Origin of the sequence: Pseudomonas sp. NBRC 111138 (genome assembly GCF_001320835.1) — a bacterium.
Classification (GTDB): Bacteria; Pseudomonadota; Gammaproteobacteria; order Pseudomonadales; family Pseudomonadaceae; genus Aquipseudomonas; species Aquipseudomonas paracarnis.
Genome location: NZ_BCBO01000052.1, coordinates 1 through 22,885 on the forward strand (window position 1 = coordinate 1; position 22,885 = coordinate 22,885).

Genomic DNA, 22,885 nt, shown 5'->3' on the forward strand with positions numbered 1-22,885 from the left:
GCTGGGGTGCGAAGCGCCCCCCAAAATCCGGCTCCAGCTTCGCTGTCGAGCGGGAGCAAGCTCCCTCGCCACAAAAAGCAGCAACTCTCTGATCGTTACTTGGGCATCTTGCGAAAGCCCACCGCCAGGCGGTTCCAGCTGTTGATGGTGGCGATGGCGACGCTCAGGTCCACTTGTTCCTGGGGGCTGAACTGCGCAGCCAGGGCGTTGAAGTCTTCGTCGGGGGCGTGGGTGTGGCTGAGCAGCGTCAGGCTTTCGGCCCAGGCCAGCGCGGCGCGTTCACGTGGGGTGAAAAATGGCGTTTCACGCCAGGCCGACACGGTGTACAGGCGCCGTTCGGTCTCGCCGCCCTTGCGCGCATCGGCGGTGTGCATGTCGAGGCAGAACGCGCAGCCGTTGATCTGCGATACGCGCAAGCGCACCAGTTCCAGCAGTGGCAGTTCGATGGAGAGTTTGCCCACCGCCGCTTCCAGGGCGAGCATGGCTTTCATGGCGTCCGGGGAGGCGGTATAGAAATCGGTACGGGTTTGCATGGTGAATCTCCAGAACGTTGGGATAGGTGCGCAGAGTAGTCAGCGCAGCGTTCTGGAGAAATAGCCAATCCGGGCGAAGAACAGGTGACCAATCTACAGGCCGCGGTTCCTCAGCCACTGGATGAAGCCCTTCTTGACCGGTACCACGGGCGCGTCTTCGGTCAGGGCCTGGGCGGCATGGCGGCGGAAGTCCAGCAGCGCCTTCATGGCTTCGCCGATATCATGCCGGGCGTCCAGGCACGGCTTGAGGTATTCATTTTCGATGCGGTAGAGCGTGCAGTAGGTCTTGGCCGAAAAATCCGCCAGCGCCGCCTGGTCGGAGAGGATGCCGGACTCACCGATCACCTCACCAGGGCCCATGCGCCCAGCCTCGAACTTGTGCCCGTCCTTGATCAACAGCACCGAGACCACGCCGGACTCGATGATGAACAGGTGATCGCTGACCTCCCCCGCCGCCAGGATCATCTCACCGGCGCGGTAGGTGTGCAGGGTCATGTTCTGGCTGAAGGTGTCTTTTTCTTCCTGGCGCAAGGTGGAGAAGATCGTCGAGCGCTCCAGCAAGGCGCGGGCGCCAGACACCGCAGGCGGCGTGCTGCCTTCGGTGGCGGACAACAGCCCCACGCCCGCCGCCTGCAAATGCCGGTAGGCCAGGTCGTAAAGCTGGTTGCGGGTTTCGCGCTTGAGGCCCATGGCCGGCACAAAGCCGCTGATCTCATATTCCACGCCACTGCCGGTGGACGCCTTGAACGCGACGCTGGGCGCCGGCTGGGCCAGCAACGGCCGGCAGCCCTGCATCGCACGCTCCAGCGCTTCGATCACGGTTTGCGGGCGCGCATGGGGGCTGACTTGCAGGCTGACCGCCAGGCCGAACATGTCCGCCGGACGCGAGAAGTTGATGATCTTGGCCTTGGCCGCCAGGGAGTTGGGGATCACCGCCAGGCTGCCCTGGGAGGTTTGCAGGCGCGTGGCGCGCCAGTCGATATCGGTGACACGGCCTTCGGTGCCGTCGATGGAGATCCAGTCATCGATCTGGTAAGGCTTGGTGGTATTGAGGACGATCCCGGAAAACACATCGCTCAGGGTGCTTTGCAAGGCCAGGCCGACGATGATCGCCACGGCGCCGGAGGTGGCCAGCACGCCCTTGACCGGCAGGTCGAGCACGTAGGCCATGGCGGCGATGATCGCAATGAGGAAAATCACTGCGCCCATCAGGTCCTGCAACAAACGCCCGGTATGGCCGACCCGCTGCATCATCACCGCGCCGAGCAATACCGTGAGGGTGCGCGCGGCGAACAACCACCAGCCGATCTGCAGCGCCGTGGCGGCCAGATGCAAGGTGGTGTCATCGGCATAGGGCGCCGCTTGCATGGGGTTCATGCCGTCGTTGAACAACACGGCACTGAACACCGCGAAAATCACCAGCCGCGCTGCGAGTTTCCAGTTAGCCAGGTTGGCGGAAATAAGGCGCCACACGGCGATGTCGATCAGGATCAACGCCACGGCGCACAGCATCGGGTGATCAGCGATAAATGAGGGCATCCAGGCGACTCCAGGGCGAATGCCGAGAAGATCGCATGAAATCAGAAACCTGGAAACAAAATGTAGGAGCTGGCTTGCCTGCGATGCAAACACCGCGGTGTATCAGCTACACCAGGGTGATGCTATCGCAGGCAAGCCAGCTCCCACAGGAGGTTGCGGTGAACCGTCAGGCGTGCATCTGCCCGAATTTGCCCGACTGAAAGTCGGCAAATGCCTGGTGAATCTCCTGCTCGGTGTTCATCACGAACGGACCGTGGCCGACGATGGGCTCGTCGATGGGTTCGCCGCTGAGCAGCAGCACCTTGGCGTCGTCGTTGGACTCCAGGGTCAGTTGCTTACCGTCGCGCTCGAACAGCGCCAATTGCCCCTGGCGTGCGACCTCCTCGCCATTGATCAACAACGTGCCGCTGAGCACCACCAAGGCGGTGTTACGCCCGGCGTGCAGGTCCAGCGTGACCGCTTTACCGGCGTTGAGGCGCAAGTCCCATACGTCTATCGGAGTGAAGGTGCGGGCCGGGCCTTGAGTACCGGCAAATTTCCCGGCGATCAGCCGCAGGTGGCCGGCGTCGTTTGCCAATGGCAGCACCGGAATGTCGCCATCGACGATGGTCTGGTAACCGGCATCCGCCATTTTGTCCTTGGCCGGCAGGTTGACCCACAGTTGCACCATCTCCAGTGCGCCGCCACTACGGGCGAAGTCTTGGGAGTGAAACTCTTCGTGCAGGATCCCTTTGGCTGCGGTCATCCATTGCACATCGCCCGGGCCGATTTTGCCGCCGGCACCGGTAGAATCGCGGTGCTCGACTTCGCCGTCGTAGACGATGGTCACGGTTTCAAAACCGCGATGCGGGTGCTGGCCGACGCCGCGACGTTGTTCAGTCGGGGTGAATTCGGCTGGACCTGCGTGATCCAGCAACAGGAATGGGCTGATGTGCTTGCCCATGGTGTCGTAGGAAAACAGCGTGCGTACCGGGAAGCCGTCGCCGACCCAGTGGGCGCGGGGGCTGGTGTAGATACCAATCAGCTTTTTCATGGTGTACCTCCAAAGTGAGTACACCTTAAATCGCCTCACCCTTGAGCACTAGCCGGTAAAAATGGCCCTGATCGTTCTATATATAGGACAGCGTTTTAACCTGGCGTTGGCGCAGCAGTTGAAAGGCAACCAGTGCCGACAGTGCAAACCCGGCCTGGATAACGATCATCGGCGCGGCACTGCCATCGCGTAACTGGCTCAGCAACAACCCGCTGCACGTGGCGCCGAACATCTGTGCAAATCCCATGAGCCCGGCGGCTAAACCCGCACGATGCGCATTGGGCATCACGGCCCCGGTAACGGAACCGGGCAGCACCAGGCCGCCGCCGAGCGTGACCAGGGCGATGGGAATATCCAGCCCTACTACCGACAACCCGAACACTCCGTAAATCGCCAGGGCTGCCACCCCGCCCACCGCCACCATCGTCACACCCATCGCCACAATGCGCTGCGGCCCCAGGCGCTGAATGTTACGCCGGGTATAAGTGGAGCCGACGATCAGCATCGACACAATCAGCCCGAAGTTGAGCCCGTATTCAAGGCTGCTGAACCCCAGCAGATTGATAAACACCGCCGATGAACCCGCGATCACCGCAAACATCGCGCCATAGGTACACGCCAGGGCCACCGCGTAAGCACGGTATTGGCGCCCCTTAAGCAGATCCAGATACTGCCCGCCGAGGGTGCGCCAGTGTGCGGCCCTGGGATCGAGGTGATGATTGCTCTCGCGAAAGAACAGCAGCGCCAGCAATAACACCAGGCTACCGATCACCAACGCCAGGGCGATGGGCGCACGCCACCCCAGTAATTTGATCAGTAAGCCCCCTGCTATCGGCGCAACGACGATGGCATACAACATGCCGATCATCGTCAGCGCCAGGGCCGGGCCTGCCTCGGCTTTCCACACATCGCGCACCACGGTGCGCGCTAGTACCAGCGCGGCGCACGCGCCCAGGCCTTGCAACACCCGGGCGGCGATAAACTGCTGGATGTCGGTGACCAGCAGCATCGCCAGCGTCGCCACTACGTAGAGCGTCAGGCCCCCGATCAAGACTGGCCGCCGGCCGATGCGATCCGACAGCGGCCCGAACAGTAGCTGCCCCAGGCCAAACGCAGCAACGAATGCCGACAGCGCCATCAGTGCCGAGCCTTGCGGCGCCTGCAGCGCGTGCTCGATGGCACCCAGGCCGGGGATGATCAGTTGCGTCGAGACTTCACCCAATGCGGTGAGGGCAACCAGCAAGAACAGCAAGCTGCGTGAGGGTGCCGGGGCGTTTGCCATGGGGAGTATCCGGGGGCTGGATTAATTTATATTTCGACCATAATATGAGCGAAAAATTATGTCTATAATTTTTTGCCCTATGGTCACCCTGGAGTTCGTCATGCCCCCTCTCCCCCTGCGCCTTCTCACGCCACTGGCTCTGCTGGTGGTCCTCAGTGGTTGTAACAGCAAGGCCGACAGCGCCGCCCAGGCGCCCACATCGCGCCCGGTGCTGGCCGCCACAGTCGAAGCAGCCGGCACCCAGCAAAGCGCCTATACCGGCGTGGTGGCGGCACGCACTGAAAGCGACCTGGGCTTTCGGGTCAGCGGTAAGGTGATCGAGCGCAAGGTCGACCCCGGCCAGCACGTCTCCCGTGGTGACACCCTGTTGGTGCTGGACATCGGCGACTTCGAACTGGCGCTTCGCTCGGCCAAGAACCGCGTCAACGCCGCCCAGGCCCAACTGCGCCAGCGTCGTGACGATGAAAACCGCTACCAGCGCCTGGCCAGCACCGGCGCGGTGTCGCGGCAGATCTTCGACCAGTCGGCCACCAACCTGCGCGTCGCCCAGGCCGAACTGGCCGCAGCGCAATCGGATGCCAGCCAGATCGAAAACCGTCGCACTTATTCGGTACTCAAGGCCGATGGCGACGGCATCATCACCGACGTGCTGGCCGATCGCGGCCAAGTGGTGGCCGAAGGGCAAATCGTGGCGCGCCTGGCCCATGACGGCGCCCGCGAAGCCATCGTCAACCTGCCGGAGAACCGGCGTGACCTGGCCGCGCAAAAAGCCCTGGCGTTTCCCTTTGGCGCAGCGGACCAGGCCGTGACCGCCACCCTGCGTGAACTGTCCGCCAGCGCCGACCCGGTCACCCGCACCTACCGCGCACGTTACGTGCTGCAGGGTTCGGTCGAGCGTTTCGCCCTCGGCTCCACCATCACCGTGCGCCTGCAAGGCAACGGCCAGCCCCTGCAAACCCGCGTGCCGATTGGCGCCTTGCAGGATGCGGGGCAAGGCACGGGCGTCTGGCTGATTGGCGATGATCAAAAGATCAGCTTTGCCCCGGTGAAGGTCGCCAGCCTCGGCCAAGAAGACGCCTTGCTCGACAGCGGCGTAACACCCGGCCAAACCATCGTCGCCCTCGGCGCTCACCTGCTGCACAGCGGCGATACGGTGCGCTTGCTGCCCGCCCAGGCGCTGGCCCTCAACCGTGAGCAGGATCAATGAGTATGCGCGGGATCAACCTCTCCGAACTGGCCGTCAAGCACCGCGCCGTCACCTTGTTCTTGCTGATTGCGATCCTCGTTGCCGGGGTCTTCGCGTTCGGCAAACTGGGGCGAGCCGAAGACCCTTCGTTTACCGTCAAGGTCATGACCATCACCGCCGCCTGGCCCGGCGCCACCGCCCAGGAGATGCAGGAGCAAGTAGCCGACCGCCTGGAAAAGCGCCTGCAGGAACTGGACTACTACGATCGCGTCGAGACCATCGCCCAGCCAGGCTTTGTGTCGATGCGCATGACCTTCCTGGAGTCCACGCGCCCGAGCGAGATTCAGGAGCTGTTCTACCAGACCCGCAAAAAACTCAGCGACGAAGCCACGCGCCTGCCCAAGGGCGTGATCGGGCCGTTTTTCAACGATGAATATTCCGACGTGTACTTTGCGTTGTACGCCCTGGAAGCCGAACACCTGCCCCATCGCCAACAAGTGCAAATGGCCGAGGAGCTGCGCCAGGGTTTGCTCAACCTGCCAGGGGTGAAGAAGGTCAATATCCTTGGCGAGCAGGCCCAGCGCGTGTTTGTCGAGTTCTCCTATGAGCGCCTGGCAACCCTGGGCATCAAGCCCGAACAGATCTTCGCCGCCCTCGCCGCACAAAATGCCGTGGCGCCCTCAGGCTTCGTCGAAACGGCGGGCGCCCGCGCTTATATCCGCATCGACGGCGCGTTCGACAGCCTCGCGCTGATCGAAAACGTGCCCCTGCAAGTCAATGGCCGCGTATTGCGCATCGCCGATGTGGCCACCGTGAGCCGGGGTTATGAAGACCCGCCCAGTTATCGCATCCGCCATCAGGGCGACCCGGCGTTGATGCTGGGCGTGATCATGGAGAAGCACTGGAACGGCCTGGAACTGGACAAGAGCCTGCAGGCCCAGGAAGCCAGAATCCAGGCCGACCTGCCGCTGGGCGTGAACTTCGCCAAAGTCTCCGACCAGGCGAAAAACATCAGCCTGGCGGTCAACGAGTTCATGCTCAAATTCTTCGTCGCCCTGGCCGTGGTGATGCTGATCAGCCTATTGGCCCTGGGCTTTCGCGTGGGGCTGGTGGTGGCGGCGGCCGTGCCGCTTACGCTGTCGATCGTGTTCGTGATCATGCTGGTCACCGGCCGTGAATTCGACCGCGTGACCCTCGGCGCATTGATCATCTCCCTGGGCCTGTTGGTGGACGACGCGATCATTGCCATCGAGATGATGGTGGTCAAACTCGAAGAAGGCTTTGACCGCATCCACGCGGCCACCTACGCCTGGAGCTCAACAGCGGCGCCGATGCTGACCGGGACTCTGGTGACCATTATCGGTTTCCTGCCGGTTGGCTTTGCACGCTCCGGGGCGGGTGAGTACGCCGGCAATATCTTCTGGATCGTGGGTTTCGCGCTGATTTCATCCTGGTTGGTGGCCGTGGTGTTTACGCCTTACCTGGGCGTGAAGTTGTTGCCGCAGATCAAGCCAGTGCCCGGCGGGCATGATGCGATTTATGCCGGGCGCTACTACCAGAAACTGCGCAGCCTAGTGGAGGCCTGCGTGCGCGGGCGCTGGCTGGTGACCGGCATGGTGGTGGCCGCGTTCGTGGTATGCGGCCTGGGTATGGCGGTGGTGAAGAAACAGTTCTTCCCGGACTCCGACCGCTCGGAGCTGATTCTGGAAGTGTATATGCCACCCGGCAGCGCGTTCAAAAGCACCGAAGCCGTGGCGGCGCAGGTGGAGAAGGCGCTGTTGCAAGAACCGCAGACCAGTATGGTCGACACCTATGTGGGCGGCGGTGCACCGCGGTTTTTCCTGTCGTTGAACCCTGAAATGCCAGACCCGGCGTTCGCCAAGTTGATCGTGCAAACCCCGGACTCCCACGCCCGCGACGCGCTGAAACTGCGGATGCGCGAGCGCATTGCGGCAGGCGAATTTCCGTCGGCGCGGGTACGGGTCACGCAGCTCGTCTTCGGCCCGCCGGTGCCGTTCCCGGTGGTGTTTCGCGTCTCGGGGCCCGACCTGAATGTGCTGCGCGGGCTGTCTGAAGACGTGCGTCAGGTCGTGGCCGGCAACACGCTGACCAGAGACACCTTCCTAGAATGGGGCGAGCGTGCCAGCGGTTATCGCCTGGTGCTGGACCAGGATCGCTTGCGCTTGCTGGGTTTTACCCCCGACGAGGTCAAGTCCCAACTCAACGCCCTGCTCAGCGGCAACCCGATCACCGAAGTTCGCGAAGGCAACCGCACCGTCTCAGTGGTGGCCCGCGCCCAAGGCAGCCAACGCGAAGACCTGGCCAACCTCAACAACATGACGCTGACCAACAGCGCCGGTACGTCGTTGCCGCTGGCCCAGGTCGGGCATTTCAAGGCGGTGATGGAAGAACCGATCCTCAAGCGCCGCGACCGCGCCACCACCGTGGAGGTACGCGCCGACATCATCGATGGCGTACAACCGCCCGATGTGGAAATAGCGGTGTACAAAGACCTGCAACCGCTGATCGCCAAGCTGCCCAGCGGTTACAAAATCGACATCGGCGGCCCGGTTGAGGAAAGCGCCAAGGCCAACGTGGCCCTGGCGGCGCTGTTTCCGATCATGATCCTGCTCACCCTCACGGTGATCATGTTCCAGGTGCGCTCGTTCGGCGTGATGTTCATGGTGTTCGCTACCGCGCCGTTGGGCCTGATTGGTGCAGTGCCGACCTTGTTGCTGTTCAACCAGCCGTTCGGCTTCAACGCGATCCTGGGCCTGATTGGCATCGGCGGCATTCTGATGCGCAATACGCTGATCTTCACCGACCAGATCCGCCAGAACCAGGACCACGGCGTGGCGATTCGCGAGGCCATTATCGAAGCCACCGTGCGGCGTGCCCGCCCGGTGATCCTGACCGCACTGGCGGCGGCGCTGGCGTTTATTCCGTTGACGCTCTCGGTGTTCTGGTCGTCGCTGGCTTATGTGCTGATTGGCGGTGTGCTGGTAGGCACGGTGTTGACGCTGTTGTTCCTGCCGGCGCTGTGCAGCCTGGTACTGCGCGACAAGGTTGCTGAAACGTCCCACGTAACTGCCGGATAAGCTCTACTCCCCTCCGCTTTCCACCGCTGCAAAGTCCCTCGACTGATCAAACAGTGCGAGGGATTGCAGATGGTTTTTCCTGTTAGTGCCTTGGTTACCTGGCCGCCCCTCGTGGGGAGCCGCTGCGGATGACCCAAGCAGCCCACATTACCTTTATCGAACACGAGCTGGATGGTTTCCATCAGAGCCTGGTGGAGTACCGCCAGCAGATGGGCGCCTGGTATTCGCGTGCGCTGGATACGGTCAGTCATGCAGCGGACATGCCTTCGTTGCTGGGTATGGATCGGGTGTTGCGGGTTGGGGATGCACAGCAGTCGGTCGGTCTTGGCGATGCGGACTTTTCCACCGTGGCCCGCTGTCCGGCAGGGGGTGTGCTGAAGATCCAGAGCAGGTTCGAGTCAGCGTACGACGTGCCGATCGGCAATATTCCGGTTGAAGTGATCGGGCTGGATGACGGCAGCTCCAGGGTCATCCTGCTCGACGAGCACGGCGACGGTTTCCACGAATGCGCCGCCGGCGGGCGCTATCAGGTAAGGGTTCAGGGCGGCGTTTCAGCGCAGCAAGTCGATGCCTTGTTTGCTTCCTATGCCGGGCTGACTGCGGATCTGGAGCAATGGCTGCGCGAGCAGTGGCAAGGCTTCAAGCCGCATTGGCAGCAATCCCCGGCCAGCGCAATAGGCAACGGCGTGCTCGCCGGCAGTTGGGCAGCGATCCGTGACGTGTGGGACAGCATCAAGCAGGTGCAGGCGATTCTTGAAGACCCGCTCAAGTACGTCGAGCAACTGGGTAGCGAGGCGGCGAAGTTGGCGCAAATCGCCACCGATGCGCCCAAGGTCATGGAACAGGCGATGTTGCTGGCCAGTGATGAGGCGGCGCTGTACCTGTTACTGCGCACCGCCATGATCTGGCTGGAGGCGTCACCACCTAGTGAAGTTGCGCAAGCGGCCGCCGGTTTTATGGTATCGCTGCTGATTGACCTGGTGATTGGCGTGGTGTTGACCATCGCGCTGCCGGCAGCGGGCGTAGCGTATTTGAGTATGCGCCTGGTCAAGTACGGCGCAGGGATTCTTCAGTCAGCCGTGGGTTTCGTGACCGGTGTGCTGACGATCCTCACAACGTTCATGCGGGCGGTGGACCGCTACAAAGCGGTGGCGGTTCGCGGGGTGGTGGGAGGGCTGAAGCAAGGCACGGTGCAGATGCGCTGGCGAGCGCGGCAGAACGTAGTGCTGACGCAGAAAGAGCGTGTGGATGATGTGCCGGCGGTGGCGTCGAACCCGAAGGGGGATGCGGCGACGCCTGCGGATAAAACGGTCACTCACGGTTGCCCGGTGTCGATGGTTACCGGCGAGGAATTGCTGACCCTCACCGATGGCGCGCTGGATGGGATCTTGCCGTTTGAGTGGACGCGGCTGTACCGCACCAGTGCGGTGGATGTGGATTGTGGGTTGGGGTTTGGTTGGAGTCATGGGCTGGCTCATCGGCTGGTGGTGTCGGGCGATTCGGTGGTGTGGACCGATCATGAGAACCGCTCGACCACCCTGCCCTTGCCCTCAGTTGCTCGACCGGCGATTACCAATAGCCTGGCGGAAGCAGCGATCTACTTGGGCTCGGCTCCTGATGAACTGGTGCTGGCCCAGGCGTCGCGGTTTTATCACTTTCGTAACGGTGTCTTGGTTTCCATCAGCGATGCGTATGACAACCGTCTGCGCATTTGCCGTGATCGCTCAGGACGGATTGAGCGGCTGGATAACGGTGCTGGTCGTTCCCTACTACTGCGCTATGAGCTGGACCGCATCGTCGCGGTGGACTACCAGGTTCATCGCGCCAAAGGGCGTGAGCCCTACGTTTGGGAAACCGAGCAGAATATCGTTTCCTACGCCTATGACGAAGCTGGCCGACTGGTGTGTGCGACCAATGCCGTCGGTGAAAGCGAGCGTTATCGGTACGACGATCAGCACGTCATTGTCGAGCGGCAGTTAGCCGGTGGGGCGAGTTTCTTCTGGGCGTGGGAAGGCGCGGGCAAGGCGGCCCGCTGCGTGCGGCATTGGGCGAGTTTTTCGCAGATGGACACGCGCTATGCCTGGGGCGATGACGGGCGTGTCACGGTGCATAACGCCGATGGTAGCCAGGAGGTGTATGTCCATGACCAGCGGGCGCGGCTGGTGCAGAGGATTGATCCGGACGGCGCCACGCACTTTAAATCCTACGACGACCAGGGCCGGCTGACCGTCGAGCAAGACCCGATGGGCGCGGTGACGGCCTATCAGTATGACGACGCCGGACGCTTGGTCGCGCTGTTTCCGGGGGATGATGAGCCAACGTCCTACGAGCATGACAACGGTTTTGTACGGGTTGTCAGACGTGGGGAGGCGGTCTGGAAATATGAGCGTAATGAGCAAGGCGATGTTACGCGTAGGACCGATCCCGATGGAGAGGTTACTGACTACAGCTACAACAAGCACGGGCAACTGAATGGAGTTTGGTACCCGGATCACAGTTGCCATCGACTGGTGTGGAACGAACGCGGGCAACTGCTTGAAGAGCAATTGCCCCATGGTGGGATCAAGCGTTATCGCTATGACGATCTGGGACGGCAAGTTGCCTGTGAGGATGAGCATGGTGCGCTGACGCAGTATCACTGGGACTGCGTCGGCAGGCTGATTCGCCTCGTCTTGCCAGGCGGTGGTTGTAGGGAATTCAGCTACAACCCCTACGGCAAAATCATCGCCGAACGCGACGAACTGGGCCACGTCACCCGCTACGAATACGCCGATGGCCTGCACCTGATCAGCCGCCGCCTCAACGCCGACGGCACCCAGGTCAAGTACCGCTACGACAACGCTCGGCTATTGCTCACCGAGATCGAAAACGAAGCCGGCGAAACCTACCAACTCGACTACCACCCCAACGGCCTGATCCAGCAGGAAACCGGCTTCGACGGCCAACGCACCGCCTACGTCTACGACCTCAACGGCAACCTGCAGGAAAAAACTGAATACGGCGACGATGGCAGTCAGCTAGTCACCCGCTACGAGCGCGACCACGCCGGTCGCCTCGTCCGAAAAACCCTACCCGATGCCAGCGTTGTCGACTATGCCTACGACCGCCAGGGCAACCTCCTCAGCGTCGAGGACGGCCACTGGGCGTTGGCCTACGAATACGACCGCCAAAACCGCCTCACCGCCGAACACCAGGGCTGGGGCACCCTGCGCTACGGCTACGACGCTTGCGGCCAGCTGAAAAACCTGTGCCTGCCGGACAATAACCGCGTCACCTTCACCCACGATAAAGGCGGCCACCTCGCTACCGTCGAAATCAACAGTGAAGTGCTCACCTCACATCTATTCAAGAGCGGCCGCGAGCATCAGCGCCAGCAAGGCCAACTGCTCAGCCACTACCACTACGACGACCAGAATCGTCTGCACGCCCACGCCGTTACGCAGCAGCAAAACTATTTCTACCAACGCCAATACGACTACGACAAAAGCGGCAACCTCACCCGCCTGCTCGACACTCGCAAAGGCGAACACCTTTACCGCTACGACCCGCTTAATCGCCTGACCCGCGCCGACCACTCGCAAGACGTACAGGAACGCTTCGCCCACAACCCGGCCGGCAACCTGCTGATGCAAGACCGCCCCGGCCCGGACATCGTCGCGGTCAACCGCCTGATGATCCAAGGCGACCGTCATTACGACTACGACGCCTTCGGCAACCTCATCCGCGAACGCCGCGGCAAAAGCCAGCAACTCGTCACTGAGTATCGCTACGACTGCCAGCATCGGTTAATCAGCATCACAAAGCCGAACGGCGAAACCGCCAGCTATCGCTATGACCCGTTTGGGCGGCGCATCAGCAAGACCGTAGACGGCAAGACCACCGAGTTTTTCTGGCAAGGCGACAAGCTGATTGCCGAACACCATGCAGAGCGCCATCGCAGCTACCTCTACGAACCCGACAGCTTCCGCCCATTGGCGCTGTTGGAAGGTTTCGGTCCACAAGCCACCACGCCCTACCACTACCAACTCGACCACCTCGGCACCCCGCAGGAACTGACCAACCCCGAAGGCGAAATCATCTGGTCCGCCCACTACCGCGCCTACGGCCAGATCGCCCGGCTCGACGTAAGCAACATCGACAACCCGCTGCGCTTTCAGGGTCAGTATTTCGATCAGGAAAGCGGTCTGCACTACAACCGCCATCGCTACTACAATCCAGATATTGGTCGTTACCTGACGCCAGATCCGGTGAAGTTGGCGGGGGGGATCAATGGGTACCGGTATGTGCCAAACCCTACAGGGTGGGTGGATCCATTAGGATTAAGTACCTGCCCAGGGGACCAATGCAAGCCTAACGCTCCTCCTATTCTTCCGAAGCCTAGTGTAAATGAAGGCGCGCCCGCTTTACCTCAACTGGGGCGTACTCAGCGACAGGCGAGAATAGATGAACTGGCAGAGGCAAATGCAAAACGAAAAGTGCTGGGTTGGGAGCAGGAATATGATATGCATTCGGTTGAAAAGCATAGCCCAGAGATACCAGATAACGCTTTAAGGCAACGATCTATTGATGGAACAAATCCGACCACTGGGGAGAGAGAAGCTATCAATTCCAGCTCTCAATTTAAAACCTGGGTGATGCAGCTTAACGCTATAAATAAAGCCATGGGCAGGATGCAGGGCGATTCACCACTTCCTACAGGTTTTGATAGAAGGGGTAACCCTGTGGTTATAGTCGAGCTACCCGGAGCCGGACGAGGCTACAAGCCTAACCACCGAAACTTAAACGACCCTAAGTACATTGAAAATATGGACAGAACAGAGATCAGATTTGATAGAAACAATCCGACTCGGCCATTTACCGCATTCCCAAAGTGAGCAGACAATGCTGAAGTGCCCATTCATGAACACCCCTTACACCCCTAATATCTCTCATATATTGGGAGCCTTATCGATATACGACCTTGAGGATACAGTTGGAAAAGAACTATGGAAGTACGACCCTAACAATGAGAAAGACAGAGAAAAAATCATAATTTCTTTTGTTCTGAAGGACCTTATGCATTTGTCATACAGACATCGCTTCGTATTAATGGCTGCACTTAGAGATGTGCTAGACAAACCCGACTTCGACTTTTCGAAAGAATTTGAAAGCGATTATGATGAGTACATAACAATGGCTTGGGACGAAACAGAAATAGACGACCCCCGAGGTTTCTTTGCGGACATTTATCGACTGGCCAACGAGGTCTGGAAAGACGACCTTCAAAAAGCCAGTCTCGAAGACCCTTCCACATGGTGACTTCCGCATTGAACGCAGTACTCGATGTCGGAGGGGCTGCCCCAATGCGAGTTACTCAAGCAAACACAACGCTCAAATCAACAAAGATCAAATGTGGGAGCTGGCTTGCCTGCGAAAGCGGTAGTGCAGTAACACATGCAGCGACTGACACACCGCCTTCGCGGGCAAGCCCGCTTGTATGCTAGGACTTGAAGGGAGGAGAAGGGACAAAGCCCGATTCTGACTGTTGACGCAGTACAGACCGTGGGAGATTTCGCCCCTCCTCCTTTCACCCAAGCGCCGATAAAGAATGCATCTGGCTATGACCGACGATAGGAACAAGCCTGCGCCTCTGGGTGAGCCCTTCAAGTGCTCAAAACCTTAGCCCGGAGGAAGCCCCATGGCAATGCCAGTTTCTGTCTCAAAGCCAATCGTAGGCGTCGATGTCGCTAAGAATGAACTGGTGATTTATCACGCTGAAGTCGATCTGTTAGAAACAATCCCAAACACCAAAGCCGCTATCAAAAAATGGCTGAAGGCCTTGTCCTGCAAAGTGGCCATCGCAATTGAAGCCACCAATATCTACCACTTGGAATTTGCTGATCTAGCTCATGAAGCTGGTTGCGTGGTTTACATGGTTGGAGGTTATGAGCTCAAGCATTACCGCGAAAGCGTGAAGATCCGGGCCAAGACCGATGCTTTGGATGCCAAGTTGCTCGTCCGCTATTTGAGAAAGGAGGCAGACGAACTGCGTCCCTGGACACCTCCATCACCGCTGTATCGCCATCTTCTAAGCCTGTTTCGTCGGCGCGCAGCCTTGGTTCAGGCGCGCGTCAGCCTAACGCAAAGCTGGGCGAACGAGCCGCTTCTTAAGGCCTCGTTTGCCGAGCAGGTGAAGTCGATGCAGAGACTGGAAGGGTTAATCGAAAAAATGATCAGTGACTGCCTGAAAGAAGCAGGTTTACTGGGTCAGTTGAAGCGTTGCTTGAAAGTCGAAGGCATCGGTTTTTTGACTGGCGCGCGTTTGATTGCCACCTTCCAACGGGGAGAGTTCAGGAATTCGGACGCGTTTATCGCCTTTCTTGGTATGGATTTGCGCGTCAACAAGTCAGGACAGAAGGATGGTCGTCGTAGTTTAAGTAAGCGCGGCGACTCAGAAGCTCGGCGCCTGCTGCATAACGCAGCGATGGCGGCTAGCCGAACAGAGACATGGAAAGCGTTTTATCAAGCACAGAGGGCGCGAGGCTATAGCACCACACAGGCGTTGGTAATACTGGCCCGCAAGCTTGCTCGGGTGGTATTCGCTCTGCTGAAAGGGCAAAGCGAATATCAGCCAAAAGTTGGTTGAGGGTTGCCCCTCAACCATAGAATCTCCCACAGGGGATCTGCGTTTGCCGGACGGGCACTCCTCCCCCATTCAAACCCGATTCGTTCTGCAATCCAGTGTTCTGATCAGCGCTTGGAAAGCTCCATGATCATCCGACTCAACAAATAAACCCGCGGCACCACACTCTCCACCTCGGCATATTCCTCCGCCGTGTGAATATTGCCCCCCACTATCCCAAACCCATCCAGCGTCGGCGTGCCTACACCGGCGGACAAGCTGGCATCCGCCGCGCCGCCGCTGCCTTCGATAGTCAACTTGCGTCCCAGTTCGCCATAAATCCCTTGGGCTATCGCTACCAACTTATCCGACTCGGCTGTCTGCGGCATCGGTGGCAGGCCCCGCTGCAGGCTGGTGTTCACTTCGGTTTCCGGGATCAATTTGTTGGCTGAAACCCGGGCCAGGTCTTTCTCGATCCGGTCGAACTCTTCCGGCAAGGCCGCACGCACGTCGGCCTTGGCGGTGGCTTGGTCAGGGATAACGTTGGTGCGGTCACCGGCCTTGAGCACGGTGAAGTTGATGGTGGTTTTCTTGTCTTCATCGCCGAGTTTGCCCAGTTGCAGGATCTGGTGCGCGGCTTCCATGGCGGCGTTGCGTCCCAGTTCCGGGGCGACGCCGGCGTGGGCGGCCTTGCCTTTGACTTCGACCACCGCGGTGGCGCTGCCTTTGCGCCACACCACCAGGCCGTCGGCGGGGCGGCCGGGTTCCAGGTTCAGGGTCACGTCGTGGCCTTTGGCAGTGTTGCGGATCAGTTCGGAGGCGGCGTCGGAGCCGGTTTCTTCGCTGGCGTCGAGCAGGAAGGTGATCTGCGCGTAATCCTTGAAGCCCTGGCTTTTGAGGACCTTGAGCGCATAGATGCCCGCAACGATGCCGCCCTTGTCATCCATCACGCCGGGGCCGTAGGCGCGGCCGTCCTTGATGTGGAAGGGGCGCTCGGCAGCCGAGCCTTCCTTGAATACGGTGTCCATATGGGCCATCAGCAGGATCTTGGCCTTGCCGGTGCCTTTGAGGGTGGCGACCACATGGCTATTGTTGGCGGCTTTATCCGGCACCAATTCGATGGTGAAACCCAACTGTTTCAACTCATTCACGGCGATATCGCGCACTTGGGTCAGGCCCGGCTCGTAGCCTGAACCCGAGTCGATATTCACCAGGCGCTCCAGCAGCTTCAAGGCTTCGGCCTTGTATTGTTCGGCCTGTTGCTGGATCTGTTTATGAGGCTCGGCGCTGTAGGCCGGCAGGCTGAAAGACAAGGCCAGGGTAGCGGCCAAAAGGGTACGCGGGAACGTGAAGAGCATGGACCGATCCTTGTTTTTTGTTGGAAGGTGCCCCGCCACCCTACCCCACTAAACTGACCGCAACCAACTGCCCTGTACCGAACTGACCCGGTTGCGCCCGCTGCTCTTGGCTTCGTACAGCGCCTGGTCGGCATCGTTGAGCCAACTGATGGAGTCGGCGTGGCTAGGCTGGTACGGCGCCAGGCCGATGCTCAGGCTCACTCGCAGTGTCGGGTCCTGGGCGTAGGCCAAGGCGTTGAAGCGACTGCGCAATGCCTCCATCACCTCGGTGGCACGGTTGAGGGGCATATCGGGCAGGATCACGCAGAACTCATCACCGCCATAGCGCCCGGCCAAGTCGTTGGTGCGCAGGTTCTGGCGCAACACCTTGCTCAGTTGGCGCAGGACGATATCGCCAGTCACATGGCCGTAGGTATCGTTGATGGTCTTGAAGTGGTCGATGTCGATCAACGCGATGGCGGCACCGCCCGGGCCACGGCGGCAGCGTTGAAACTCGAGGTCCAGATGGTCCTTCCAGGCGCCGTGGTTGAGCAGGCCCGACAGGCTGTCGGTGCGGCTCAAGGCCAGCAGTTCACGTTTGTGGCGGGCCAAGGTGACGGCCTGGCGGTAGCAGATCCAGCCCAGGGCCAGGGGATACAGCATCAGGATCGGCAGGCAGGCATACAGCTGGGCCTGGGTGGTCACGGCGATAAATCCTGGTGTGAACAGCAGCAACGCGGTGCCCAGCCCCAGTGCCTGCGCCACCCAACCCGCGAACAGGAAACGCGGCCCGCCGATGGCGACGTTGTTCATGCTCATCATCGACAGGGTGGTGACGCTGGGCAGCGGGTTGAAGTGCATCGCGCCAACCCAGAACCCACCGCAAAAGGAATCGAACAGCAGGCTGCGGCGTTCGCTGCGCAAGGTATTGGCCGAGCGCAACGAACATTGAAAAGCCAGGTGCGGCCACGCAAAGGCATTGATCAGCATCCAGGCCCACACCCACAGGGACGGATTCAACGGATACATGCCGAACGCCACGCATACAAAGCCGAGCGTCAGCCCCAGCAGGCGAGATTTGTACAAGCGCAAAGCGAGCGGAAGTCCTTTTCCTCCGACGGCTGGCATGGTGGGGGCGATCCTGGGTGAATGCCTGGAGTCTATCAGGGCGACGTCAAATCGCCACTACCGCTTATTGGCTAATACTTCAGTGCGAAAACCCACGCGCCAGCATCAAGGCGACGCCCAGCAGCAACACGGCCGTGATTCGCTGCAACAACACCCGCCGCTTGGGGTTTTCCAGCACGTGTTTGATGCGCTGGCCGAAATAGCAATACAGGCAGCCGCTGGCAAATTGCAGCAGCAGGAAGGTCAGGCCAAGGATGGCGATGTCCGCCGCCGAACTGTGTTCACCGGCGCCGGCAAACTGCGGGAACACGGCGCTGAACATGATGATGGTCTTGGGGTTGGAAAACCCGGTCAACAGCCCTTTGCCAAACAGGCTGCGCGCCCCCTCGACCTTGTCGGCGTTGTTGATCGACACGCCGCTGCTGGTCCACTGCTTGTAGGCCAGGTAAAGAATGTAGGCCACCCCGACAAACTGGATGGTCTGGGTAATGGCGAGGTTGCCCTTGATCAATTCCGAGAAGCCGACGGCAAAGATCAGGATCGAAATCAGGTACGACACAGTGGCGCCGACCTGCGCCGGGATCGAACTGCGCAGGCCGTCCTTCAAGCCCAGGCTCAACAACAGCAACGTCATCGGGCCCGGACTGAAGGTCATGGTGGCGCAAAACAACAGAAAGTAGAGAAATGAAGACAGGGTTAACGCACTTGTCATGGCCAGCACCTTGAATAAAAAGAAACAGCAGCAACAGGGCGAACGCGGCCAGCGCTCGCCCCCGGCCGATCAGGCGACAGCGATTTCGGTGGTCAGGGAGTCGCGGTACATCACCGCCAGGTCAGCCAGGGCAGCCTTGGCGGTCTGGTTGCGGGTTTCAAACGCGACCAGCCCCTTCCAGTTGGTCTCGACAATGGCCTGCAGCACATCGGCGTAATCGCAGTTGCCGTCATGGATGCCGAAGTGCTGGTCTTGCACGCCGTTGTTGTTGCTGAAGGAAATGCCCTTGATCAAGTGGTGGTATTTGCGCACCACTTCTGCCGGCAGGCCGTTCTCGATGTTGGCGTGGCCGGCATCGAGGAAGAAATACACATTGCTATGGGCTTGCAGGCGCTCGAACACAAAGGCGTATTCGGCTTCATGGGTAAAGATGTAGTGGAACGGCCGATAGTTGACGTAGTTGGACAGGTTCTCCAGGTAGATATCCGTGCCCTTGGCCTCGGCATAGCGCGCCAGTTCCTGCACCGACTTGAGATAATGCTCCAGGGCAACCTTCTTGGCCATCAGCACCATTTTCGGCTCGACGATGCAACCACCGTGAATGATCAACGGCGCGCCCAGGCGGCTGGCGATATCGATTTCTTTTTTGACGTACTCCACGGCCGCACTACGGAAGGCTTCGACATCACTGCCCAACGGCGCCTTGAAGTTGCCATGGAAAACCGGCTTGACCCCCGTGGCCGCGATTTGCGCCTGCAGGCTCTCGATACGCGCCTCGGTCCAGTCATCGACCATTTCGCCGAACAGGCTGCCGTCGATGTACCAGTGGGTGCAGTCACCTTCGATGGCGGTTTGCAGGCCCTTTTCGGCGCCCAGGTATTTCTGGTGGGCCACACCGGTGCAGAACGGGACGGTGGCGTTGATCAGTTTGCTGTTCATGGGACGATTCCTTTCGTTGATGGAGTGTCAGGCGAATTGACGTTCAGGAAGATTGATGGCCATGAAATCGGCCTTGGTCACGCCGCAATCCGGGCATGTCCAATCTTCAGGCACCTCTTCCCAAGGGGTGCCTGCGGGAATTCCGTCCTCCGGAATACCCAGTTCTTCTACGTACATAAAACCGCAGGGTGCGCACATATAAGTCTTCATGGAAATGCAAAATCCATTGCTCAGGTGTAGGAAATATCGCCATCTCCAGGCGAGATGCCGCGCAGTCTAGGGGAGTGGCATTGCGCAAGGCAGGTAAAGTGGTGCCTAATCCGGCCTAACTTCACCGGTAAAAGCACCGGCAAACACAAGGACGCGTCATGTTTGTATCCGCCATCGCTTTCGTAGAAGGCACGCCCAAGGTCCAGCAGATCGTCGAGGCGTTCAGCCTGGCCATCGAAAATGGCGAATGGGCACCGGGCAGCAAACTGCCATCCGTGCGTGAACTGACCCAGGTCCTCGGCGTCAGCAAGTTCACTCTCAATGAGGCACTGGACCGCCTGCGCGGTCGCCACCTGCTCACCTCGAGCCAGGGCCGCGGCTACTTCGTGGCGATGGACAGCACCCGCCCTGCCTCGGCGACCTGGGTGGACCTATTGCCCCAAGACCTGCTCAGCGTATTGCGCCGGCCCTTGGCCACCGCCAGTGGCGAACTGCGCCCCGGTGGCGGGCACTTGCCGGAGGATTGGCTCAATGGCGAAGCGATCCGCCAGGCCATGCGCAGCGTAGTGCGTGCGCCGTCACTGCGTATCGCCGGGCTGGGCACGCCGGCGGGGCTGTTGCCGTTGCGCCAGGCGCTGCAACAGAAACTGCACGGCGAAGGCTTGTCGGTACCGGTGGAACAGATCATCACCACACCCAATACCGTGCAGGGCCTGGACATGCTCATGCGCCTGCTCGCACGCCCCGGCGACACGGTGCTGCTCGACGCGCCGTGCTACTTCAACTTCCACGCCAACCTGGCGCTGCACGGCGTCAAAGTCATCACCATTGCACGCCGCCCCGACGGCTTTGACTTCAGCGCCCTCGAACAGCTGCTGGCCGAACACCGCCCCAGCCTGTATCTGACCACCAGCGTGTTGCACAACCCCACCGGCCACTCCTTCAGCCCCAGCCAAGCGTTTCGCCTGTTGCAGCTGACCCAGCAGTACCACTGCCACATCGTCGAGGACGACCTCTACGGCGACCTGCACCCCAACCCTCCACCACGCCTGGCCGCCGTCGCCGGGCTGGACCAGGTTACCTACCTGTCGGGGTTCTCGAAAATCCTGAGCGCCAACGCCCGCGTCAGCTATGTGGTGGCCGCTCCGCAACTGGCCGCCAACCTGACCAACATGAAATTGATGAGCGGCGGCGTCACCTCGGAACTGTTCGAACAGATCGTCTACCGCATGCTCAGCGAAGGCAGTTACGCCAAGCACCGCAAACGCATGGTGCAGCGCCTGATGGAAGCCGGTGGGCGCGTCGAACAATGGCTCAAGCGCTGCGGGTGCGAACTGCCCATGGCGTATGAAGGCGGGATGTTCATCTGGGCACGCCTGCCGCCTGGCGTGAACGGCGAACTCCTGGCCCAGGAGGCCCTGAAACGCAGCATGGTACTGGCACCTGGCGCGCTCTTCGGCTACGACCCGGCCCACCGCGACTCAATGCGCTTCAATGTGGCCCACAGCGACGAACCACGGGTACAGCGGGTGTTTGAGGCGCTATTGCTGCACGGTGTTGCACAAAGCAATCCCCGCGCAAAAAAGTGATACACGACCACGATGCAGCGCGCCTGCCTACCTGACCGGCATCAAGGCAGGTCAGGACCTCGGTGCGTCAGGTACATAGGCGTCGCCCTGGGCAACCAGGAACTTCTTGCGATACGCCGCCGGCAGCATCCCCACCCGTTGCTGGAACAGACGCCGAAACGAGTTGCTGTCCTCATAGCCCACGGCATACGTGATGCTGGCGAGGGTCATGCGTGTTGACTCCAGCATCTGCTTGGCTCGTTCCAGGCGCAGGGTTTGCAGGTAGCCAATCGGCGTACAACCAGTGGCATCCTTGAAACGCCGCTTGAAATTACGCACGCCAAAACCAAAGCGCCGGGCCACCTCATCGATCACCATTGACTGCGCAAAGTGCTGCTCCAACCAATGCTGCACACGCAAAATCTGCGCATCACCGTGGCTTTTGGGCAGCGACCACATCGCGTAGGCCGACTGCTCGGTGCGGCCGGCATCGATCAGCAAGTACTTGCCGCAGGTATGAGCCAACTCCGGCGAGCCGAAACGGCGGATCAGGTGCAGCATCAAGTCCATCGCCGCCGTAGCGCCCCCGCACGTGATCAGGCGATTGTCTTCGCAAAGGATCTGCCCCTCATCCAGGCTGACCTGGGCATATCGACGCCGGAAGAACCCGGCAAATGCCCAGTGAGTCGTCGCACGCAAGCCGTGCAATAGCCCGGTCTCGGCCAGCATGAAGGCCGCCGTGCACATCGACGCCAACACGGCGCCCTGCCCATGCTGCTCACGCAACCAGGGGCCGTAGGCAGCAAACGTCGGCATAGCCTCCTTGAGGGTAAAGAGAAACCCGGGAATCAGCACCAGGTCGGTGTGCGCGATCTGCGCCAGTGAGCCCTGCACCTGCAGGCGCTGCCCGCCCCATGCTGTCACCGGTTGGCCGTCCATAGACGCGAGCATCACCTCAAACGGCGGGCTGTCAGCGAACAGATTGGCCGCACTGAGCATCTCCATGGCCAGGGTGGCACTGGCAGCGGAACATTGATCCGCCAGGAGCAAGGTGACATGCATGTAAAAACTCCGGCTTGCACTTTTCGCATGTAATAAGTCATTTACGCATCTACCTTAGCCGATTCCGCCCCCGTACAGTGCGGCCATTGATCAACTGTCTGGCGTTTTTATGAATCTCTGGTTTCGATTACTGCACATGCTGTTGCGCCGCCCCTGGCGCAAACCGGTTCACGGCCTGGCTACCACGGTGGTGCGCATGCGGGTCTGGCCGCTGGACCTGGACCTGAACCGGCATGTCACCAATGGCCGGTATTTCACCCTGGCCGATGTGGCGCGCATGGATTTTGTGCTGCGCACCGGCGCCTTTCGCGTGGCACTGCGCCACAAGGCCATGCCGATAGTCGGCGATACCTGGGGCAAGTTTCGCCGGGAATTGAAACTGTTCGAAGTATTCGAAGTGCACACTCGCATTCTCGGCTGGGACCACAAGTGGAACCTGATGGAGCACCGCTTCGTCAGCAATGGGCGGGTGGTCGGCGTGGTGGTGATGCGTGGGCTGTTTCGATCCGCCAAGGGCACCCTGCCCCCGGCCGAATTCATCCGCGAGTTGGGCTTGGACGAGACCTCACCGCCGATGCCGCAATGGTTGAGCGACTGGGCACGCAGTTGCGATGAGATGAGTGCGCAATTGCGCGAGGAAGAGCAGGTTTAAAACCC

17 protein-coding genes are annotated in these 22,885 nt (G+C 60.4%); 7 read left to right on the top strand and 10 right to left on the bottom strand.

Annotated elements, in window-relative coordinates; all coding sequences use genetic code 11:
* Positions 1-95 precede the first annotated feature (95 nt).
* From APH41_RS09440 to APH41_RS09455, 4 genes are all read right to left on the bottom strand, one after another.
* Positions 96-533: a carboxymuconolactone decarboxylase family protein gene (locus tag APH41_RS09440; RefSeq protein WP_034125784.1), complete on the bottom strand. Its 438-nt coding sequence runs from the start codon at positions 531-533 to the stop codon at positions 96-98.
* Positions 534-626: 93 nt separating this feature from the next.
* Complete coding sequence (locus tag APH41_RS09445; RefSeq protein ID WP_054918623.1) at positions 627-2,072, bottom strand: mechanosensitive ion channel family protein; 1,446 nt, start codon at positions 2,070-2,072, stop codon at positions 627-629.
* A 166-nt stretch (positions 2,073-2,238) separates the two neighbouring features.
* The gene (locus APH41_RS09450) at positions 2,239-3,105 is read right to left on the bottom strand and encodes a pirin family protein (protein WP_054896578.1); all 867 of its coding nucleotides are present in this window, start codon (positions 3,103-3,105) and stop codon (positions 2,239-2,241) included.
* A 76-nt stretch (positions 3,106-3,181) separates the two neighbouring features.
* Entirely contained in the window at positions 3,182-4,387 is a 1,206-nt protein-coding gene (locus APH41_RS09455) for a multidrug effflux MFS transporter (protein ID WP_054918624.1), read from the bottom strand.
* A gap of 100 nt (positions 4,388-4,487) precedes the next feature.
* Here APH41_RS09455 and APH41_RS09460 point away from each other — a divergent pair, with 100 nt between their 5' ends.
* From APH41_RS09460 to APH41_RS09480, 5 genes are all read left to right on the top strand, one after another.
* On the top strand, positions 4,488-5,594 hold the full coding sequence (locus tag APH41_RS09460; RefSeq protein ID WP_054918694.1) for an efflux RND transporter periplasmic adaptor subunit: 1,107 nt from the start codon (positions 4,488-4,490) through the stop codon (positions 5,592-5,594).
* 2 nt (positions 5,595-5,596) lie between these two features.
* Complete coding sequence (locus APH41_RS09465) at positions 5,597-8,671, top strand: efflux RND transporter permease subunit (RefSeq protein ID WP_054918626.1); 3,075 nt, start codon at positions 5,597-5,599, stop codon at positions 8,669-8,671.
* Positions 8,672-8,799: 128 nt separating this feature from the next.
* Complete coding sequence (locus tag APH41_RS09470; RefSeq protein WP_054918627.1) at positions 8,800-13,545, top strand: RHS repeat-associated core domain-containing protein; 4,746 nt, start codon at positions 8,800-8,802, stop codon at positions 13,543-13,545.
* A 25-nt stretch (positions 13,546-13,570) separates the two neighbouring features.
* A complete protein-coding gene (locus APH41_RS09475) occupies positions 13,571-13,969 on the top strand; it encodes a hypothetical protein (protein ID WP_371262620.1) in 399 nt (132 codons plus the stop codon).
* A gap of 385 nt (positions 13,970-14,354) precedes the next feature.
* Positions 14,355-15,296 (top strand): transposase, encoded by a 942-nt coding sequence (locus tag APH41_RS09480; protein ID WP_172832683.1) that lies wholly within the window; start codon positions 14,355-14,357, stop codon positions 15,294-15,296.
* A 104-nt stretch (positions 15,297-15,400) separates the two neighbouring features.
* Here the strand turns inward: APH41_RS09480 and APH41_RS09485 are convergent, their stop codons facing one another.
* The 5 genes from APH41_RS09485 to APH41_RS09505 all read right to left on the bottom strand — a co-directional run bounded on the left by APH41_RS09485 (position 15,401) and on the right by APH41_RS09505 (position 19,598).
* Positions 15,401-16,630, bottom strand: coding sequence for a M20/M25/M40 family metallo-hydrolase (locus tag APH41_RS09485; RefSeq protein ID WP_054918631.1), 1,230 nt, complete (start codon positions 16,628-16,630; stop codon positions 15,401-15,403).
* A 48-nt stretch (positions 16,631-16,678) separates the two neighbouring features.
* Positions 16,679-17,737, bottom strand: coding sequence for a diguanylate cyclase (locus APH41_RS09490; RefSeq protein WP_054918633.1), 1,059 nt, complete (start codon positions 17,735-17,737; stop codon positions 16,679-16,681).
* A gap of 79 nt (positions 17,738-17,816) precedes the next feature.
* Positions 17,817-18,449, bottom strand: a complete 633-nt coding sequence (locus APH41_RS09495) for a LysE family translocator (protein WP_054918636.1) — start codon at positions 18,447-18,449, stop codon at positions 17,817-17,819.
* Positions 18,450-18,518: 69 nt separating this feature from the next.
* A complete protein-coding gene (locus tag APH41_RS09500) occupies positions 18,519-19,388 on the bottom strand; it encodes a sugar phosphate isomerase/epimerase (protein ID WP_034127732.1) in 870 nt (289 codons plus the stop codon).
* A gap of 27 nt (positions 19,389-19,415) precedes the next feature.
* Positions 19,416-19,598, bottom strand: a complete 183-nt coding sequence (locus APH41_RS09505) for a rubredoxin (RefSeq protein WP_014718115.1) — start codon at positions 19,596-19,598, stop codon at positions 19,416-19,418.
* Positions 19,599-19,756: 158 nt separating this feature from the next.
* On the opposite strand from APH41_RS09505, the gene APH41_RS09510 reads away from it, so the two are divergent.
* Positions 19,757-21,187 (top strand): PLP-dependent aminotransferase family protein, encoded by a 1,431-nt coding sequence (locus APH41_RS09510; protein ID WP_054897064.1) that lies wholly within the window; start codon positions 19,757-19,759, stop codon positions 21,185-21,187.
* Between the two features lie 51 nt (positions 21,188-21,238).
* Here APH41_RS09510 and APH41_RS09515 read toward each other — a convergent pair whose 3' ends face one another.
* A complete protein-coding gene (locus APH41_RS09515) occupies positions 21,239-22,228 on the bottom strand; it encodes a GlxA family transcriptional regulator (RefSeq protein WP_054918638.1) in 990 nt (329 codons plus the stop codon).
* Positions 22,229-22,337: 109 nt separating this feature from the next.
* Here APH41_RS09515 and APH41_RS09520 point away from each other — a divergent pair, with 109 nt between their 5' ends.
* Positions 22,338-22,880, top strand: a complete 543-nt coding sequence (locus APH41_RS09520) for a thioesterase family protein (protein WP_054918639.1) — start codon at positions 22,338-22,340, stop codon at positions 22,878-22,880.
* The last annotated feature ends 5 nt before the right edge of the window (positions 22,881-22,885 follow it).

What these genes read in the sequence shown, in the direction of transcription:
- APH41_RS09520 (WP_054918639.1), top strand. Translation starts at nt 22,338, where the DNA reads ATGAATCTCTGGTTTCGATTACTGCACATGCTGTTGCGCCGCCCCTGG.
- APH41_RS09445 (WP_054918623.1), bottom strand. Translation starts at nt 2,072, where the DNA reads ATGCCCTCATTTATCGCTGATCACCCGATGCTGTGCGCCGTGGCGTTG.
- APH41_RS09465 (WP_054918626.1), top strand. Translation starts at nt 5,597, where the DNA reads ATGCGCGGGATCAACCTCTCCGAACTGGCCGTCAAGCACCGCGCCGTC.
- APH41_RS09460 (WP_054918694.1), top strand. Translation starts at nt 4,488, where the DNA reads ATGCCCCCTCTCCCCCTGCGCCTTCTCACGCCACTGGCTCTGCTGGTG.
- APH41_RS09440 (WP_034125784.1), bottom strand. Translation starts at nt 533, where the DNA reads ATGCAAACCCGTACCGATTTCTATACCGCCTCCCCGGACGCCATGAAA.
- APH41_RS09515 (WP_054918638.1), bottom strand. Translation starts at nt 22,228, where the DNA reads ATGCATGTCACCTTGCTCCTGGCGGATCAATGTTCCGCTGCCAGTGCC.
- APH41_RS09450 (WP_054896578.1), bottom strand. Translation starts at nt 3,105, where the DNA reads ATGAAAAAGCTGATTGGTATCTACACCAGCCCCCGCGCCCACTGGGTC.
- APH41_RS09480 (WP_172832683.1), top strand. Translation starts at nt 14,355, where the DNA reads ATGCCAGTTTCTGTCTCAAAGCCAATCGTAGGCGTCGATGTCGCTAAG.
- APH41_RS09495 (WP_054918636.1), bottom strand. Translation starts at nt 18,449, where the DNA reads ATGACAAGTGCGTTAACCCTGTCTTCATTTCTCTACTTTCTGTTGTTT.
- APH41_RS09455 (WP_054918624.1), bottom strand. Translation starts at nt 4,387, where the DNA reads ATGGCAAACGCCCCGGCACCCTCACGCAGCTTGCTGTTCTTGCTGGTT.
- APH41_RS09500 (WP_034127732.1), bottom strand. Translation starts at nt 19,388, where the DNA reads ATGAACAGCAAACTGATCAACGCCACCGTCCCGTTCTGCACCGGTGTG.
- APH41_RS09510 (WP_054897064.1), top strand. Translation starts at nt 19,757, where the DNA reads ATGTTTGTATCCGCCATCGCTTTCGTAGAAGGCACGCCCAAGGTCCAG.
- APH41_RS09505 (WP_014718115.1), bottom strand. Translation starts at nt 19,598, where the DNA reads ATGAAGACTTATATGTGCGCACCCTGCGGTTTTATGTACGTAGAAGAA.
- APH41_RS09485 (WP_054918631.1), bottom strand. Translation starts at nt 16,630, where the DNA reads ATGCTCTTCACGTTCCCGCGTACCCTTTTGGCCGCTACCCTGGCCTTG.
- APH41_RS09490 (WP_054918633.1), bottom strand. Translation starts at nt 17,737, where the DNA reads ATGCCAGCCGTCGGAGGAAAAGGACTTCCGCTCGCTTTGCGCTTGTAC.
- APH41_RS09475 (WP_371262620.1), top strand. Translation starts at nt 13,571, where the DNA reads ATGAACACCCCTTACACCCCTAATATCTCTCATATATTGGGAGCCTTA.
- APH41_RS09470 (WP_054918627.1), top strand. Translation starts at nt 8,800, where the DNA reads ATGACCCAAGCAGCCCACATTACCTTTATCGAACACGAGCTGGATGGT.